This is a genomic window from Nonomuraea sp. NPDC050663 (assembly GCF_044456985.1).
Classification (GTDB): Bacteria; Actinomycetota; Actinomycetes; order Streptosporangiales; family Streptosporangiaceae; genus Nonomuraea.
This window is the reverse complement of record NZ_JBITGL010000010.1, coordinates 259,734-276,100: the sequence shown is the minus strand read 5'-3', so window position 1 is coordinate 276,100 and position 16,367 is coordinate 259,734. Positions and strand designations below refer to the sequence as shown.

Sequence of the window (16,367 nt, the reverse complement as noted above, 5' to 3'; positions counted from 1 at the left end):
ATGGACACCGTCAGATCGCGACTCTTGGCCTCCCTCGCCGCCTCACCCGCCCCCCAGCCGCCCTCCGCCGACGGCCGGTGGCCGGACATCGACTACGAAGGCCAGGACGTCGCCGACTGGCCGCCGTTCGAGCACCTCGTCCGCCTCCGCGCCCTGGCCGCCTCGGCCCCCGGCCAGGCCGCGACCGCCCTCCAGGCCTGGCTCGACCTCGACCCCGTCTGCCCCAACTGGTGGTACAACCAGCTCGGCGCCCCCAGGTTGCTGGGTGACGTGGCGCTGATCTTGAACACTCCGGGCGACGCCGTTACCTCCATCCTCGCCAGGGCCACCTGGGAGAACATGACGGGGCAGAACCTGATCTGGGCCGCCCAGGTCGCGATCCGCCGCTGCCTGCTGACCGGCGACGAGGAGGGCCTCGCCGACGCCTTCGCGCGCGTGGAGGCCCTCCTGACCACCGGCGAGGCCGAGGGCGTCCAGCCCGACCTCAGCTTCCACCAGCACGGCCCCCAGCTGTACAACGGCGGGTACGGCCACGCCTTCGCCGTGGACACGGCGGCCTTCGCCGACCTGGCCGCGGGCACGCCGTACGCCTTCTCGCCGCACGCGCTGGGCGTCCTGGCCGGCTTCCTCCTCGACGGCCAGCGCTGGATGGTCCACGGCGGCCGCTACGACATCGCCTGCATGGGCAGGGAGAGCTCGCGGGAGGGCAACGCGGGGCAGGCGCGCGAGCTCTCGGGGGCGACCGAGGCGCTGGTGCGCGCGGGCGCGCCGAGGGCGGGCGAGCTGGATCGCTTCGAGCGGCCCAGCGGCGCCCGCGCGTTCTGGCGCTCCGACTACCTGGCCGTCTTCCGCCCGAGGTGGTCGGCGGCGGTCAAGCTGTCGTCGACGCGCACGGTCCTGTCGGAGTCGATGAACGGCGAGGGCCTGGGCGGGCGGCACCTGTGCGACGGCGCGCTCCACCTGTGGCGCGAGGGCGAGGATCATCCCGACCTCTGCCCGGTCCTGGACTGGCGGCACGTGCCGGGCACGACGGCCGTCCAGGGCCCCGGCCTGCCGGCGCCCAACCGTCTCGATCGCGACAGGGGCGGCTCGCCGTTCGCGGGGGTGCTGTCCGACGGCTGGTACGGCATGGCGGCGATGCATCTGGAGCGCGACGGTATGACGGCGCGCAAGGCGTGGTTCTTCCTCGACGACGGATATGTCGCCCTCGGCGCGGGCATCACGGGCGCGGACGTCCACACCACGATCGACCAGACGGCCCTGCCCACGGCCCGCGCCTACCGCCTGCTCGAACCGGGCGAGCTCACCGTCAGGACCGGGACGAGGACGGGCCGCTGGTCCGACATCAACCGCTCCCAGCCGGATCGCGAGATCACGGCCGAGGTCATGGAGCTCTGGCTCGACCACGCCCGCACCGGCACCTACGCCTACCAGGCGGGCGACGACGAGGTGACCGTCCTGGCCAACAACCCTCAGGTCCAGGCCGTACGGCACGGCGGCCGGATCCAGGCGGTCTTCCACGAGCCCGGCGCCGTGGAGGGGATCACGGTGGACCGCCCCGTGCTCCTGCAGATCGACGGCACCACGGGCCACGCCGCCTGCCCGCTGCACCGGGGCGGGCACGTCACGGTCAACGGCACGCCGGTGACACTCCCGGGCTCAGGCGCGACCCGCCGATTTGACCTAGAGCGCACTCTAGAACGCACGATGAGGAGATGAGAAAGCGTCATCTGGGCAGGACCGGCCCCGAGGTGTCCGCCATCGGGCTCGGCTGCATGGGCATGTCCGAGTTCTACGGCGCCGCCGACGACGCCGAGTCCATCACCGTCATCCATCGTGCCCTCGACCTGGGCATGAACTTCCTGGACACGGCCGACATGTACGGCAGGGGCCGCAACGAGGAGCTCGTCGGCAGGGCCGTCAGGGACCGCAGGGACGAGGTCGTGCTGGCCACCAAGTTCGGCATCGTCAGGACCGACGACCCGGCCTACCGGGCGGTCGACGGGCGGCCGGAGTACGTGCGCCAGTCCATCGACGGCTCCCTGCGCCGTCTCGGCGTCGACCACGTCGACCTGTACTACATGCACCGCCGCAACTCCGGCATCCCGATCGAGGAGACCGTCGGCGCCATGGCCGAGCTCGTCGAGCAGGGCAAGGTCGGGCACCTGGGCCTCTCGGAGGTGGGCGCCGAGACATTGCGCCGGGCCCACGCCGTGCATCCGATCGCCGCCCTGCAGAGTGAGTACTCCCTGTTCACCCGCGGCCTGGAACGGGAGATCCTGCCGGTGGCGAGGGAGCTGGGCATCGCCCTGGTCGCCTACTCGCCGATCAGCCGCGGCCTGCTGGGCGGCGTGGCCGCAGGCGAGCTGCCGGCGGACGACTTCCGCCGCCACCTGCCGAGGTTCGCGGGGGAGAACGCCGAGCACAACGAGAAGCTGGTCGGCGAGGTGCGGAAGATCGCGGCGGAGGCCGGAGTGACGGTGGCGCAGGTGGCGCTGGCGTGGCTGCTGGCCCGCGGCGAGGACGTCATCCCGATCCCCGGCACCAAGCGCCTGCGCTATCTGGAGGAGAACGCGGCGGCGGCCGACGTCGTCCTGACGGGGGAGCAGCTGGCCGCGCTGGAGGCGGCCGTGCCCGCGGACGCGGTCAGGGGCGACCGCTACGGCGCGGGAGCCGCGAACCTGGAGAACTGAGCGCGAATGGTATGCGCCGGGTATGTCGGCCGCGCAGCCCGTTGACGGGTGATCACGTGGCTCACTTGGATGGGTCTGCTTCCCCCGAAGGAGACCCATGCGCCCGATCCGTCCGCTCCTCGTCGCCGCGATGATCGTGGCGAGCTGCCTGGCCGTCCCGGCGCCCGCCGGGGCGGCGGCGTTCACGCACCCGGGCGTGCTGGTCAGTCGCGCCCAGCTCGACTTCGTCAGGGCCAACCTCGGCAGGGAGCCGTGGAAGTCGGCCTGGGCGGCCCTGCAGAACAGCTCGTACGCGTCGTTGACGTACACCCCGCACCCGCGCGCCGAGGTGAACTGCGGCCCCTCGTCGAAGCCCGACAACGGGTGCTCCGACGAGCGCAAGGACGCCAACGCCGCCTACACGCTGGCCCTGCGCTGGTACCTGTCCAAGGACCCGCGCTACGCCGTCAAGGCGATCCAGATCATGGACGCCTGGTCCGCCGTGATCACCAAGCACACCGGCGCCAACGCGCCGCTCCAGACCGGCTGGGCGGGCGCCAACTTCTCGCGTGCCGCCGAGCTCGTCAAGCACACCTATCCGGGCTGGTCCCAGGCGGCCAGGTTCGCCGGCAAGCTGCGCACCGTCTACCTGCCGACCGTGATCAAGGGCGCGCCGAACAACAACGGCAACTGGGAACTGATCATGACGGACGCCGCCATCGGCATCGCCGTCCACCTCGACGACCGCGCCTCCTTCGACAGGGCCGTCAGGACCTGGCACGGCAGGCTGCCCGCCTACATCTACCTCTCGACGGACGGCTCCCTGCCCAAGGCGCCTCCCGGCAGCACCTACGACACCAAAGCGGAGATCATCGACTACTGGCACGACCAGAGCACGTTCGTCGACGGCCTGACCCAGGAGACCTGCCGCGACTTCTGGTACGCAGGCTGGGGCATCGCGGCGATCTCCCACGTCGCCGAGACGGCCGCGATCCAGGGACTCGACCTGTACGGCAAGGCCAAGCACCGCCTGCGACGCGCCATGGACCTGCACGCCAAGGTGGAGCTGACGAGGAAGGTGCCGTCGTGGTTGTGCGGCGGCGACGTCGAGCTCGACCGGCTGGACGCGCACCTGGAGGTGGGCTTCAACGCCCTCAGCACCCGCCTGGGCTACGGCGACTTCCCGTACGCCGAGCAGTTCGTCCAGCGGGAGCGGCCCGCGGGCGTCTCGCACTTCCTGGGCTGGGAGACCCTCACCCACGCGGAGAACCCCGAGGTCGCGGGCGTCGGGGCGGCGGCGGAGCCCGACTTCGACGGCGACGGCACGGGCGACCTGTTCTCGACCGCCACCGGCACGCTGACCATCTGGAACGGCACCGGATCCAACGGCTTCGGCGCGCCCGTCCCGGCCGGGGGCGGCTGGGACGCCTACACGCGGCCGGTCGCGGGCGACTTCGACGGCGACGGCGTGGCCGACCTGCTCGCCGCCAGGAAGGACGGCTACCACCTGCATGTGTGGAAGGGCCTCGGGGGCAACGCCTTCGCCGAGCCCGCGCGGCTGGGGCCGGGCTGGGAGCCGTACGCCGAGACGCTGACGTCGCTGGGCGACGTCGACGACGACGGGCGGCCCGACATCGGCGCCGTCCACCGCGACACCGGCGTCCTGCAGGTGTGGCACGGCCAGGGCGGCAACCAGTTCGCCAGTGCCGTCCCCGCGACCCTCACCGCGTGGCTGGGTCAGGGGCTGACCGGCTACCACCGGCCGGTCGCGGGCGACTTCGACGGCGACGGCATCGGCGACCTGATCCTGGTGAGGAAGGACGACCCGTCACGCCTGTCGATGCGCAAGGGGACGGGGAACGACACCTACGGTCCCGGCTCCAGCTCGGGCCCCGGCTGGGGGCCGTACGCGCAGAGCCTGGTGTCGGCGGGCGACCTCAACGGCGACGGGCGCGACGACCTGGTCGCGGTGCACGCCGAGACCGGGACGCTGCACGTGTGGAACGGCACCGGCGGCCTCGGGTTCGGGGCGGCCGTCCCGGTCAGCTCCGGGTGGAGAGCGGCCTGGTGACCTGCTCGGCCCGGGCGAACGGCTCGACCAGGGTGTAGCCCTCCGGCTTGCCGCACACGCGGGCGCCCAGGGCGCGGTGGCGCTCGACGATCGAGTGCTCGGCACGCATGAGCATCCAGCCCCGCCGTACGAGGAAGAACGGCGACTTGCGTCCCTCGCGCAGGTCGCGCCAGAGCCGGCGGCGGAAGGTCTGCATCGGCTTGCCGCGCAGGCACAGCGCCTCGGCCAGGACGCCGTGCTCGCGGCACCGGGCGATCAGCTCGGCGGCGAAGATGCCCTCGGCGACGAACGCGGGCGCCTCACCCAGGTCGACGTGGTCGACGCCGACGCGGGAGCTGGTGGAGATGTCGTAGCGCGGCGGCTCGGCCCGGCCGGTCGTCGCCAGGGCGAGCACCGCCTGCATCGCGGCGTCGGCGTCCCAGGAGAGCGGGGAGTCCCAGTCGACGGCGCTGCCGTCGGGCAGCAGCGGGAGGGTCGGGTCGTGCCCCTCCTTGTAGAAGTCGTCCAGCCGGAGCACCGGCAGGCCGGTCCGCTGAGCGAACAGGGATTTCCCGACCCCGGAGGGGCCGGTCACGAGTACCACCGGACGCAGGCTCACGGACAACCAGTTTATCGGACAGGTGCGAACAAACCGACATTCACCGAGTTCGGCGCCGCTTTCCGCTTCCCTGCGCGGGTTTCCTCCCCGGCGGCGGGGGCTTGCGCGTACGGCGCGGCGGATCGTCGGCCTGGGCGCGGCCCCGCGAGCTGTTGACCGTGCGCCCGCGCACGATGCCGATGAAGTCCTCCACCAGATCCGTCGTCGCCTCGGTCGGCCAGGCCAGCGCGACCTGCGACTGCGGCGTCTCCACGACCGTGCGGTAGGTGAGGTCCTTGCGGTGGTGCAGGCGCGCCAGCGACTGCGGCACGACCAGCAGCCCCGCACCCGCCGCCACCAGTTCGACCGCCTCGGCGGTCGTCTCCGGGCGCGTGAAGGCGGGCTGCCCCGGCCGCTCGGCCCACTCCAAAGTGTCGTCGAGCGGGTGGAAGACGTCGTCGTCGGCCAGGTCGGCGACGGTCACCTCGTCGGCGGCGGCCACCGCGTGGTCCTTGGGCACGATGACCACGGTGGTCTCGAGATAGAGCGGGATGGCGCTGAGCACCTCGCGGTCGACGGGCAGCCGCACGAACGCGGCGTCGGCGCCGCCGTCGCGCAGCAGCGCCGCGACCTCGCCCGGAGGGGCCTGGATCAGGGTGAGCGGGACGTCGGGCACCCGCTCGGCCCAGACCCTGACCCACTTCGCGGGTGTCACACCGGGCACGTAGGCCAGCCGGAACTCCTTGCCGTCACTCACTCGCTCAGGGTACCGATGTCCGGACGAGCGTGGCCGACTGACTACCCTTGACCCATGACCTCAGCCAAGCAGAAGAGCACCCAGACGATGAAGCCCGCGACCGCGGCCAAGAAGCTGGGTGTACTCCTGTCGGCCACTCCCGCCGAGTTCCAGGAGGGCGTCGTCTCCCGCGAGGAGCTGAACTCTCTGCAGGCCCAGCCGCCGGCATGGCTGGCCGACCTTCGCCGCAACGGCCCCCACCCCAAGCAGGTCGTGGCGGCCAAGCTGGGCGTCTCGATCTCCGGCCTGGCCAGGGCGGGCATCGACGGGCCGCTCACCACCGAGGAGATCGACGAGCTCAAGGACGAGAACCCGGCGTGGCTGGAGCACGAGCGCTCGATCCAGGCCGAGGTGCGCAAGGAAGCCCGGCGGCTCAAGGATCAGTAGTTGTCACGGCGGCCGGCCGTGCTCACACTGAGGGCATGGCAGGGGATCTGCTGTTCCCCTCAGAGCGCGTGTTGTGGACGGGGGAGTCCAGGCGGCGCTTACGGGGTTTCAACGCATCGACCGTGATCACTGTGCTGTTCATGGTCATCTGGCTGACCGGCACCGGCTGGTTCACCCTGACCGCGATTGTCGCCGCGGATGTGATGGGCATCCTGATCGGGGCGGCGTTCGTCGTCACCGGCCTGACCATCGCCGGCCGTCCGCTGCTCGCCGGCCTCGCCCGCGCGTCCTACACCGTCACCGACCAGCGGGTCATCGTCCAGTCGGGGGGCCGGGTGGGCTCGGCCTACCTGCACCAGCTGCCGCCGCCGGTGCCGTCAGGCGTCAGGGGCGACGGTTCCGGGTCGGTCGTGTTCGGGGCCGCGCGAGACGACGGTGCGGGCATCGAGCTGCACGACGTGCCCGACGCCCACGGCCTGTGCCACCTGATCGCCCGCGCCCAGAGCCGGGGGCCGGCGGGGGAGTGACATCCCGAGCCGCAGGCGCCCGAGGCAAGATCGTCATCGAGTTCGGCGGGAAGCGCGGCGGGCCTCTCGCGGCCTGTTCTGCGGCCTATACGGGGGCATATAGAACCTCTTGCCACAGCCGCGCCCGACTGGCAGCATCGCTGCGACACAGCGCACCGCCGGGGGCACCATGAGGTTCGGAGTGTTGGGGCCGGTCTCGGCGTACACGGGCGAGGAGGCGGTGCCGCTGGGGCCGCCCAAGCGGCGGCTGCTGCTGGCTGTCCTGCTCTGCTCGCCCGGCCGGGCCGTCGACGTCGACAGGCTGGTCGAGGCCCTGTGGGCCGACGCCGCCCCCGCCTCGGCGATCGAGAACGTCTACCAGCACGTCTCGCAGCTGCGCCGGGTGCTCGGCCCCGAGACCATCACCGGCAGGGGCCGGCCCGGCTACGCCCTGGCCGCGGACCCGTCGGCGCTCGACGCGCACAGGTTCGCCGAGCAGGCGCAGGCCGGAGCGCAGGCGCTGGCGGCGGGCGACGCGGCGATGGCGAGCCGGGTCCTGCGCGAGGCCCTGGCGTTGTGGCGCGGACCGGCCTTCGGCGACCTGGCCGACGAGCTGTGCCTGCGCGAGGAGGCCGTGCGGCTGGAGGAGCTGAGGCTGGCGGCCCTGGAGGACCGCGCCGAGGCCGACCTGGCGCTCGGGCTGCACGACGACGTCATCGGCGAGCTGACCGCGCTGACCCAGGCCCATCCCTACCGCGAGCGCTACACCGGCCAGCTCATGCTCGCGCTCTACCGGGCGCAGCGGCAGAGCGAGGCCCTGGAGGCGTACACCCGGGCCAGGCAGCGCCTGACGGGAGAGCTCGGGCTGGAGCCGGGCACCGGCCTGGCGGAGTTGCACCGGCGCATCCTGGCCAGGGATCCCGCGCTGGAGCTGAACCCGGGACCGAGCAGGCGCAGGCCCGCGCAGCTTCCGCGCTCGGTGCCGGACTTCACCGGACGCCAGGCGGAGATCACCCAGATCCTCGCCAGGCTCGACGAGGAAGACCCCGCCGACGGGGTCGTGGTCATCACCGCCATCGACGGCATGGCGGGCGTGGGCAAGACGGCGCTGGCCGTACGGGTCGCCCACCGGCTCACCGAGTGGTATCCCGACGGCCAGCTCTTCGTCGACCTGCACGCGCACACGGCAGGGCACCAGGAGGCCCACCCCGCCGAGGCGCTCGCCGTCCTGCTGCGCGCGATCGGCGTCGGCGACGACCGCATCCCGTCCGGGCTCGACGCCCGCTCGGCGTTGTGGCGCAGCGAGCTGGCCGGGCGGCGCATGCTGATCGTGCTCGACAACGCGGTCAGCGCCGAGCAGGTACGGCCGCTGCTGCCCGGATCCTCCGGCTGTCTCGTGCTGGTGACCTCGCGGCGCAGGCTGGCCGACCTCGACGGGATCCGGCCGTTGGTGCTCGGCGTGCTGCCGCCCGCGCAGGCCGCGTCGTTGTTCGCCGCGATCGTGGGGGAGCGGGCGCTGGCCGAACCGGAGGCGGTGGCCGAGGCGGTGGAGTTGTGCGGACGGCTGCCGCTCGCGATCCGCCTGGCCGCCGCCAGGCTCGGCAACCGGCCGCAGTGGACGGTCGAGAGCCTGGTCGGCCGCCTGCGCGACGAGCGCAGGAGGCTGGCGGAGTTATCGAGCCACGACCGCAGCGTGGAGGCGGCCTTCACGCTGTCGTACCAGCAGCTCGACACCGACCAGCAGCGGCTGTTCCGGCTGCTCGGCCTGACGCCGGGCGTCGAGACCGACGCCTACGCGGTCGCGGCGCTGGCCGATGTGCCCCTGGAGAAGGCCGACCTGCTCCTGGAGGCGCTGCTCGACGCGCAGATGCTGCAGCAGCCCGCTCTGGGCCGCTACACCTTCCACGACCTGATCAGGCAGTTCGCCGCGGAGCGCGCGCTGGCGGAGGAGCCGGAGCCCGAGCGGCTGGCGGCCGTGAACCGTGTGCTCGACTTCTTCTCCCACACCGCCAGGATCGGCGCCGACCTCCTCCAGCCCGGCCGCATGCCCCTCCACCTCGGACTGCGGCGCACGCCTGGCGAGGTCCCGGCCCTGACGAGCGCCGAGGAGGCCGCGGCCTGGTTCGCCGAGGAGAACGTGTCTCTGGTGGCGGCCGTGCGCGGAGCCGGCGCGCTCGGGCTGGAGCTGCCCGCCTGGCACCTCACCCGCGACCTGGGCGTCTTCGCGATGAAGGTGGGCAATCCGGCCGATGTCCTGGAGCTGGAGGAGGCGGCGGTGTCGCTCGCGGGCCGGCTGCCCGACCGGCGCCTGCTCGCGCTGAGCCTGCTCAACCTGGCCTCCAGCCTTTCGCACACCGGCGACCTGTCGCGGGCCGTCGAGCTGACCGAGCGGGCGGGCACTGTCGCGCACGAGCTCGGCGACGAGCGCCTCACCTGGTCGTCGAGGCGATTCCTGGCCTCGCTCCAGCAGCGGACAGGCCGGTTCGCCGAGGCGGCGGAGGGCTTCGCGCGAAGCGTCGAGTGGGCGCGCACCGCAGGGGAGCGGCACACCGAGGCCGTCGTCATGGCCTTCCACGGCGACGTGCTCACGCTCCTCGGACGTGAGCGGGAGGCATTGGAGGTGCTGGAGCGGGCGATCGCGCTGGCCACGGAACTGGACCACACCGACGCCGTGATCCAGGCCGCCACCAGCGCGGCCCGCGCCGCCATCGCCCTCGGGGACCACTCGCGGGCGCTCGCCCACGCGGAGCTCGCCATCGCGGGCGCGCGCGAGGCGGGGATGCGGGCCAGGGAGGCGACCGCGCTGCAGGCCCGCGCCGAGCTGCTGCGGGTGTCGGGCCGCCAGGAGGAGGCGCTGGCCTGCGTACGGCAGGCGTACGACATCGCGGTCGAGCTCGAATACGCCAAGCTGGAGTGCGAGGTCAGGGTCGACTACGGCGACATCCTGCGGCACGGCGGCCGGCTGCGGGAGGCCCGTGCCCACTACGAGGTGGCGCTGGCCCTGGCCGAGCCGCGAGGCGACAGGTACGAGCAGGCCAGGGCGCTGAACGGGCTGGCGCTCATCCACCACGCCCTCGGCGAGCACGTGCAGGCGGACCTGCGCTGGGCGCGTGCGCTGCCCCTGGCCGAGGACATGGGTCTCCCGCTCGCCGGGCAGATCAGGTCGTATCGCTCCGTATAGGGCGCGTATAGCCCGTCGGGGGATCGTTGGCCACAACAGATCCCCCGATTGGAGACGTATGAGTCGACTGGCTCGTATGGCGGTCGCCGTCACGATGACGGCGTTCGCCTTCACCGCAGCGCCGAGCGCCGCTCACGCCGACACGCTTGCCCCGATCTTCATCGGAGCGAAGCAGTCGTGGACATATGTGTCGCTGGCCAAGCCGCGGCAGTCGTTCTGGAACAGCACGGAGGACGCCAGGGTCGGCAGGTTCGACCGGGCCTTCTTCCAGCTCGACACCTCAGGGGTGACGGGAGCGCGCATCCTGGACGCCGTCCTGTACGCGCGGCCGAACACCGGCGCCTGCGCCCCGCCGGTGGAGCTGTGGCTCACCGGTGAGATCTCCCCGGAGACGACCTGGCTGCGCCAGCCGCAGTGGATCAAGAAGATCGGCGCTCCGGCCTGCCACTACTCCACCAGCGCCAGGTGGCCGCTCACCGAAGCGGTCACCGAGGCGGCGGCCCGCGGGGTGAAGCACCTCACCTTCGGCCTGCGCGCGGGCGCAGGGGCCGGCGTGCGCGATATGTTCGAGTTCGAGATGCACAGCTACGTGAGCCCGCAGCTGAGCGTGAGCTTCAACAGCGCGCCAGGCAAGCCCGCGGGGATGCGCATCGAGCCCGGCGACAACTGCTACGCGTGGCCCGAGCCGTGCGTGCCCACGGACTACGTCCCCACCGCGACGCCCACGCTGGCCGCGGACGTCTCCGACGTCGACACCGCGGGCACCGGGCCGCAGGAGATCTGGGGCCGCTTCCAGTGGCGGCCGGTCGGCGGCGAGCTCCTGGGCGAGGCGACCAGCGAGCCGTCCGGCCTGCACTACTTCCCGGCGCGCCTGACCGTCCCCGAGGGCAACCTCACGAACGGCGGCCGGTACGAGTGGCGCGTCAGGACGGAGGACGGCTTCGACACGAGCGAGTGGAGCGGGTGGAAGAGCTTCGGCGTCGACACCACCGGGCCGGACAAGGAGCCCTCGGTGACCTCCGCCACCTACCCGGAGGAGGAGTGGAGCGGCGGCGTCGGGGTCCAGGGCGATTTCGTGCTCGGCCCCAACGGGGTGGACGAGGTCGCCGGATACTTCTACTCCGGCGAGACGTCCTGGGCTTACCTGCCCGCCGCGGCCGACGGCAGCGCGGTCATCCCCTTCACCCCGACCGCCTCCGGGCTGTACCGGCTCGAGGTGAAGAGCGTCGACCGGGCGGGAACGCCCGGCCCCGAGCGCACCTACCTGTTCTTCGTCCGGTGACCAGGAGGACCCGCCACCACCGCAGGGGCGTGGTGGCGGGTCTTCCTCCCCTAGGCACTTAACGTACTAGTCCGTACATTAGAGCCGTGAACAAGTCGTTCCTGATCGGACTGATCGGCTCCGGCATCGGCTCCTCGCTGAGCCCCACCCTGCACGAGGACGAGGCCGCCCACCACGGCCTGCACTACGTCTACCGGCTGCTCGACACCGACGTGCTGGGCCAGGACGTCGGCGCGCTCGTCCGTACGGCCCGGCGCATGGGATACGACGGGCTGAACATCACCCACCCGCACAAGCAGGCCGTCATCCCGTACCTGGACGAGCTGTCGCCCGACGCCGCGACGCTGGGAGCGGTCAACACCGTCGTGTTCACGGGCGAGCACGCCGTCGGCCACAACACCGACTGGACGGGCTTCGCCGAATCCTTCGCCCGCGGCCTGCCCGACGTGCCCACCCGCAGAGTCGTCCAGCTCGGCGCGGGCGGGGCCGGCGCCGCGATCGCCCACGCGCTGCTGACGCTCGGCGCCGACCGGCTGACCGTCGTCGACGCCGACCCCGGGCCGGCCGTACGGCTCGCGGGCGAGCTGGCGCACCGGTTCGGTTCCGCGCGGGTGCGATACGCGAACCAGCAGGAGCTTCCGGGGCTGCTGGGCGAGGCCGACGGCCTGGTCAACACCTCGCCGGTCGGCATGGCGCACCACCCCGGCCTCCCCGTCCCTGCCGAACTGCTGCGCTCCCGGTTGTGGGTGGCCGACATCGTCTACCGCCCGCTCGACACCGAACTGCTCGGCCAGGCCCGAGCGCACGGCTGCAGGACCCTGGACGGCGGCGGCATGGCCGTCTTCCAGGCCGTCCACGCCTTCCGGCTGTTCACCGGCCGCGAGCCCGACAGCGAGCGCATGCTCGCCCACTTCAAGGAGATCTGCCGGGCCTCCGGAGCCCTAGGATGAAGCCCGTGACCTCGCAACCCGCGGCCAGACAGCGTGACGCTGAACGCACCAGGGCGGAGATCCTCGAGGTCGCCCAGCGCGAGTTCGCCCGCAACGGCTACGCGGGCGCGCGGGTCGACGAGATCGCCGCGCTCATGCGCACCACCAAGCGCATGATCTACTACTACTTCGGCAGCAAGGAACAGCTCTACATCGCGGTCCTGGAGAAGGCCTACGCCGAGGTCCGCGAGGTGGAGCGCACCGCCGACGTCGAGCACCTGGCTCCGGTCGAGGCCATCCGCACCCTGGCCGAGCTGACCTTCGACCACCACGACGCGCACCGCGAGTTCATCAAGCTGGTCGCGATCGAGAACATCCACCAGGCCGAGCACATCCGCAAGTCCGAGGTGCTGGCCAACCTCGGCACCCCCGTGCTCGACCTGATCGAGCGCATCCTCGACTCCGGCACGGCCTCGGGCGAGTTCGTCACCGAGGCCGACGCCATCGACGTGCACATGATGATCAGCGCGTTCTGCTTCTTCCGCGTCGCCAACCAGCACACCTTCGGGGCCCTGTTCGGGCGCGACATGACCGCGCCGGAACACCGCGCCCGCCTGCGCCGCATGGTGGGCGAGATGGTCGTGTCCTACCTCAAAGGCCCAGATAGATCCGCCTGACCTGGGGGTCGTGACGCAGGTCGGCCGAGGTGCCGGTGGCGGCGATCTCGCCGTTCTCCATCACCAGGCAGGTGGTGGTGACCTCGAAGGTGAGCTTGGCGTTCTGCTCCACCAGCACGATGGCCAGGCCGTCGTCGTTGAGGCGCTTGAGCACGGCGGCGATCTCGGCCACCAGGATCGGCGACAGGCCCATCGACGGCTCGTCCAGCAGCATCACCTTGGGCCGGCACATCAGCGCCCTGCCCACGGCGAGCATCTGCTGCTGGCCGCCCGACAGGGCCCCGGCCAGGCGGTGCCGCATCTCCTTGAGCACCGGGAAGAGCTCGTAGACCTCGTCGATGGGGGTCCGCTTCCACGACGAGGTGTAGGCGCCGAGCAGCAGGTTCTTCTCCACGGGCAGCCCGGGGAAGACGTGCCTGCCCTCGGGCACGTAGCCCAGGCCGTGCCGTACGAGCGTGTGCGGGGCGGCCTTGAGCAGGTCGACCTCGCCGAAGCGCAGGCTGCGCGCCTGGCGGGGGGCCAGGCCCATGACCGCCTTCAGCGTCGAGGTCTTTCCCGCGCCGTTGGCGCCGATGATGCCCAGCGACTGGCCGGGGACGACCTCGAAGCTCACGTCGTGGGCGGCGCGGACCCCGCCGTAGTGCACGCTCAGGCCCTCAACGCTCAGCATGCTCGACCTCGCCTTCCGTGGGTGCGGCCATGGAGTCGCCCAGGTAGGCGGCGACCACGTCGGGGTCGACCGCGACCTCGTCGGGCGGGCCGTCGGCGATCACGCGCCCGCTGGAGAGCACCGTCACGTGGTCGCAGAGCGACATGACCAGGCCCATGTTGTGCTCGATCACCACGACCGTGACCCCGGAGCCGCGGATGGAGCGCACGATCCCGGCCAGCTGGCGCACCTCCTCGCCGTTGAGCCCGGCGGCGGGCTCGTCGAGCAGGAGCAGGGAGGGCGACATGGCCATGGCCCGCGCGATCTCCACGCGCCGCTGGATCCCGTACGGCAAGGCGCGCGGGACGGCGTCGGCCACCTCCTCCAGGCCGAACCTGGTGATGATCTCCTCCGCCGACCGGTTCAGCCCGCGCGAGTAGCGGGCCACGGCCCAGGGCGTCGCCAGGTAGCGCCAGATCCACGCGGTGCGGGTGCGGTCGAGGCCGAGCAGGACGTTCTCCCGCACGGTCAGGTCCTCGAACAGCCGCAGGTTCTGGAAGGTGCGGGCCACGCCGCGCAGCGACAGCCGGTAGGGCGCCAGGTTCGTCACGTCGCTCCCGTGCAGCCGCACCCGGCCCCTGGTGGGGGAGTAGAAGCCGCTGACCACGTTGAACAGGGTGGTCTTGCCCGAGCCGTTGGGCCCGACGATGCCGCGGATCTGCCCGGCGGGCACCGACAGCGTGATGTCCTCCAGGGCGACCAGGCCCTTGAACCGCTTGGTGACGCCCTCGATCTCGAGCACGGTGCCTTCTTCCGCGTCGGCGGTGCCGTACTCCTGGAAGGGGCCGAGCCGGGCCCGGCCGCCGGCCTTGCGCCGGGAGACCAGCCCGGCCAGGCCCTTGGGGAAGAAGACGACCACGAGCACGACGATGACGCCGTAGCCGAGCTGGGCGAAGGCCGACACGTCGAGCAGCGCCTCGCGGACGAAGGCCAGCGCCAGCGCGCCGACCACGCATCCGACGATGCTGGCCCGGCCGCCGATGATGACCATGGCCAGCAGCAGGAACATGTTGCCGATGCTGAAGGTCTCGGGCGCCACGAAGCGGATGAGCCCGGCGTACAGCACGCCCGCCACGCCGCCGTAGAGGCCGGACAGCACGAACGCGGTCATGCGCAGGAGCGGGATCTCCGCCCCGAGCGCGCCGGCGGCCAGGTCGTCGTCGCGCATCGCGCGCAGCCGGCGGCCGAGCGGCGAGTGGGTGACGAACAGCGCCAGGGCCAGGAAGACCACGAAGACGATCAGCTCGACGTAGTAGAAGAGGTAGGCGCTGGACAGGTCGATGCCGAACATGGGCGGCACCGGGATGTCGCTGATGCCCTCGGCGCGCCCGGCGACGTGCGCGTTGGTGACCCAGTTGATGAAGGCCAGCGCCAGGCCGAGGGTGACGATGCCGAGGTAGTGCGACTGCATGCGCAGCGCGGGGATGCCCGCCAGCAGCCCGGCGACCACCGCGGCGACCAGGGCCAGCGCAGATGCGGTCCAGAAGCCGAATCCGGCCTGGGTGGTCAGGATGGCCACGGCGTAGGCGCCGACGCCGAAGAAGGCGACCTGCGCCAGGTTGATCTGCCCGGCCACGCCCATGGTCAGGCCCAGCCCGATGGCGAGGACGGCGAAGATGATCGCGACGTCGACGACGTGCATGGAGTAGCCGCCCAGGGCGTAGGGCAGCAGCCAGGCCGCGGCGAACGCGGCGATGCCAAGGACCCATCTCATGCCCGGTTCACCGTCGCCTCCCCGAAGATGCCCATCGGCCGGATCATCACGACCACGGCGAAGACCACGAACGTCACCAGCTCGGAGTACTCCTGGAAGTTGCCCGCCGCGAAGGCGTCGAGCAGCCCGAAGGCCATGCCGCCCACGATGGCTCCCGGCATGCTGCCGAAGCCGCCCAGCATGGCCGCGGCGAAGCCCTTGATGCCGAGCGTGCCGCCCATGGTCGGGTTGACGTAGAGCATGGGCCCGATGAGGCTGCCGGCCACGGCCGCCAGGCACGCGCCGATGGCGAAGGCCGTGGCGTTGCTGCGGCCGACGTGGATGCCGCAGGCGGTGGCCGCCTCGTGGTCCATGGCGACGGCCTGCATGGCCGCGCCCGTCTTGGTGCGCTGCAGGAAGAAGGCCAGCAGCGCGGTCGCCAGGGCCGCCACCCCGATCACCAGCAGGCTGTAGGTGGGGATGCGCACCCCGCCGAGGTCGATCGGCTCGGTGGCGACCGGGTTGGGCACGGCGTGTCCCGTGGCTCCCCAGATGAGGATGGCGAGGGCCTCCAGCACGGCGCCGAAGCCGATCGTGCCGATCAGCATCAGCGTGAAGTCCTTGTTCTCCAGCGGGCGCAGGAACCTCTCGATGATCAGGCCGATGAGGCCGGTCACCACGATCGCCACCACCATGGCCACCGCGAAGGGCAGCCTGGTGGCCATGTAGAACGTCGAGGCGGCGTACGCGCCGATCATCACCACGCTGCCGTGGGCGAAGTTGACCAGGCCCATGGTGCGGTAGACGATCGAGAAGCCCATGGCGACCAGCGCGTACACCGCACCGAACGTGATGCCGCCGATCAGTGTCTGAAGGAAGACCTGCAC

At 72.0% G+C, this 16,367-nt stretch carries 14 protein-coding genes; 9 read left to right on the top strand and 5 right to left on the bottom strand.

The window, feature by feature from the left end; all coding sequences use genetic code 11:
- From ACIBH1_RS30225 to ACIBH1_RS30215, 3 genes are all read left to right on the top strand, one after another.
- The gene (locus ACIBH1_RS30225; RefSeq protein WP_397317353.1) at positions 1-1,719 is read left to right on the top strand and encodes a polysaccharide lyase family 8 super-sandwich domain-containing protein; all 1,719 of its coding nucleotides are present in this window, start codon (positions 1-3) and stop codon (positions 1,717-1,719) included.
- Positions 1,716-2,693, top strand: coding sequence for an aldo/keto reductase (locus tag ACIBH1_RS30220; RefSeq protein ID WP_397317352.1), 978 nt, complete (start codon positions 1,716-1,718; stop codon positions 2,691-2,693). Before ACIBH1_RS30225 ends, ACIBH1_RS30220 begins: the two co-directional genes overlap by 4 nt.
- 97 nt (positions 2,694-2,790) lie before the next feature.
- The gene (locus tag ACIBH1_RS30215) at positions 2,791-4,743 is read left to right on the top strand and encodes an FG-GAP-like repeat-containing protein (protein WP_397317351.1); all 1,953 of its coding nucleotides are present in this window, start codon (positions 2,791-2,793) and stop codon (positions 4,741-4,743) included.
- On the opposite strand, the gene ACIBH1_RS30210 is transcribed toward ACIBH1_RS30215, so the two are convergent.
- Both ACIBH1_RS30210 and ACIBH1_RS30205 read right to left on the bottom strand, forming a co-directional pair.
- The gene (locus ACIBH1_RS30210) at positions 4,715-5,341 is read right to left on the bottom strand and encodes a uridine kinase (protein ID WP_397317350.1); all 627 of its coding nucleotides are present in this window, start codon (positions 5,339-5,341) and stop codon (positions 4,715-4,717) included. The two genes, ACIBH1_RS30215 and ACIBH1_RS30210, sit on opposite strands and share 29 nt — an antisense overlap.
- Positions 5,342-5,381: 40 nt before the next feature.
- On the bottom strand, positions 5,382-6,077 hold the full coding sequence (locus ACIBH1_RS30205) for a LysR family substrate-binding domain-containing protein (protein WP_397317349.1): 696 nt from the start codon (positions 6,075-6,077) through the stop codon (positions 5,382-5,384).
- Positions 6,078-6,131: 54 nt separating this feature from the next.
- On the opposite strand from ACIBH1_RS30205, the gene ACIBH1_RS30200 reads away from it, so the two are divergent.
- From ACIBH1_RS30200 to ACIBH1_RS30175, 6 genes are all read left to right on the top strand, one after another.
- Positions 6,132-6,503 carry a DUF5997 family protein gene (locus ACIBH1_RS30200; protein ID WP_397317348.1) on the top strand — a complete coding sequence of 124 codons (372 nt, stop codon included), beginning with the start codon at positions 6,132-6,134 and terminating at the stop codon, positions 6,501-6,503.
- A gap of 122 nt (positions 6,504-6,625) precedes the next feature.
- Positions 6,626-7,030 (top strand): PH domain-containing protein, encoded by a 405-nt coding sequence (locus ACIBH1_RS30195; protein ID WP_397317347.1) that lies wholly within the window; start codon positions 6,626-6,628, stop codon positions 7,028-7,030.
- A 169-nt stretch (positions 7,031-7,199) separates the two neighbouring features.
- Positions 7,200-10,190, top strand: coding sequence for a BTAD domain-containing putative transcriptional regulator (locus ACIBH1_RS30190; RefSeq protein WP_397317346.1), 2,991 nt, complete (start codon positions 7,200-7,202; stop codon positions 10,188-10,190).
- Between the two features lie 58 nt (positions 10,191-10,248).
- Positions 10,249-11,472: a hypothetical protein gene (locus ACIBH1_RS30185; RefSeq protein WP_397317345.1), complete on the top strand. Its 1,224-nt coding sequence runs from the start codon at positions 10,249-10,251 to the stop codon at positions 11,470-11,472.
- An 86-nt stretch (positions 11,473-11,558) separates the two neighbouring features.
- Entirely contained in the window at positions 11,559-12,422 is an 864-nt protein-coding gene (locus ACIBH1_RS30180; protein ID WP_397317344.1) for a shikimate dehydrogenase, read from the top strand.
- Positions 12,419-13,078 (top strand): TetR family transcriptional regulator, encoded by a 660-nt coding sequence (locus tag ACIBH1_RS30175; protein ID WP_397317343.1) that lies wholly within the window; start codon positions 12,419-12,421, stop codon positions 13,076-13,078. Before ACIBH1_RS30180 ends, ACIBH1_RS30175 begins: the two co-directional genes overlap by 4 nt.
- Here ACIBH1_RS30175 and ACIBH1_RS30170 read toward each other — a convergent pair.
- From ACIBH1_RS30170 to ACIBH1_RS30160, 3 genes are read right to left on the bottom strand one after another with little or no spacing between them, the layout of a single operon-like run.
- Positions 13,053-13,748, bottom strand: coding sequence for an ABC transporter ATP-binding protein (locus ACIBH1_RS30170; RefSeq protein WP_397317342.1), 696 nt, complete (start codon positions 13,746-13,748; stop codon positions 13,053-13,055). The two genes, ACIBH1_RS30175 and ACIBH1_RS30170, sit on opposite strands and share 26 nt — an antisense overlap.
- Positions 13,735-15,501, bottom strand: a complete 1,767-nt coding sequence (locus ACIBH1_RS30165; protein WP_397317341.1) for an ATP-binding cassette domain-containing protein — start codon at positions 15,499-15,501, stop codon at positions 13,735-13,737. Before ACIBH1_RS30165 ends, ACIBH1_RS30170 begins: the two co-directional genes overlap by 14 nt.
- A complete protein-coding gene (locus tag ACIBH1_RS30160) occupies positions 15,498-16,367 on the bottom strand; it encodes a branched-chain amino acid ABC transporter permease (RefSeq protein ID WP_397317340.1) in 870 nt (289 codons plus the stop codon). Before ACIBH1_RS30160 ends, ACIBH1_RS30165 begins: the two co-directional genes overlap by 4 nt.

Coding starts and splice junctions, on each gene's coding strand:
- ACIBH1_RS30225 (WP_397317353.1), top strand. CDS start 1: ATGGACACCGTCAGATCGCGACTCTTGGCCTCCCTCGCCGCCTCACCC.
- ACIBH1_RS30220 (WP_397317352.1), top strand. CDS start 1,716: ATGAGAAAGCGTCATCTGGGCAGGACCGGCCCCGAGGTGTCCGCCATC.
- ACIBH1_RS30215 (WP_397317351.1), top strand. CDS start 2,791: ATGCGCCCGATCCGTCCGCTCCTCGTCGCCGCGATGATCGTGGCGAGC.
- ACIBH1_RS30200 (WP_397317348.1), top strand. CDS start 6,132: ATGACCTCAGCCAAGCAGAAGAGCACCCAGACGATGAAGCCCGCGACC.
- ACIBH1_RS30190 (WP_397317346.1), top strand. CDS start 7,200: ATGAGGTTCGGAGTGTTGGGGCCGGTCTCGGCGTACACGGGCGAGGAG.
- ACIBH1_RS30185 (WP_397317345.1), top strand. CDS start 10,249: ATGAGTCGACTGGCTCGTATGGCGGTCGCCGTCACGATGACGGCGTTC.
- ACIBH1_RS30175 (WP_397317343.1), top strand. CDS start 12,419: ATGAAGCCCGTGACCTCGCAACCCGCGGCCAGACAGCGTGACGCTGAA.
- ACIBH1_RS30170 (WP_397317342.1), bottom strand. CDS start 13,748: ATGCTGAGCGTTGAGGGCCTGAGCGTGCACTACGGCGGGGTCCGCGCC.
- ACIBH1_RS30165 (WP_397317341.1), bottom strand. CDS start 15,501: ATGAGATGGGTCCTTGGCATCGCCGCGTTCGCCGCGGCCTGGCTGCTG.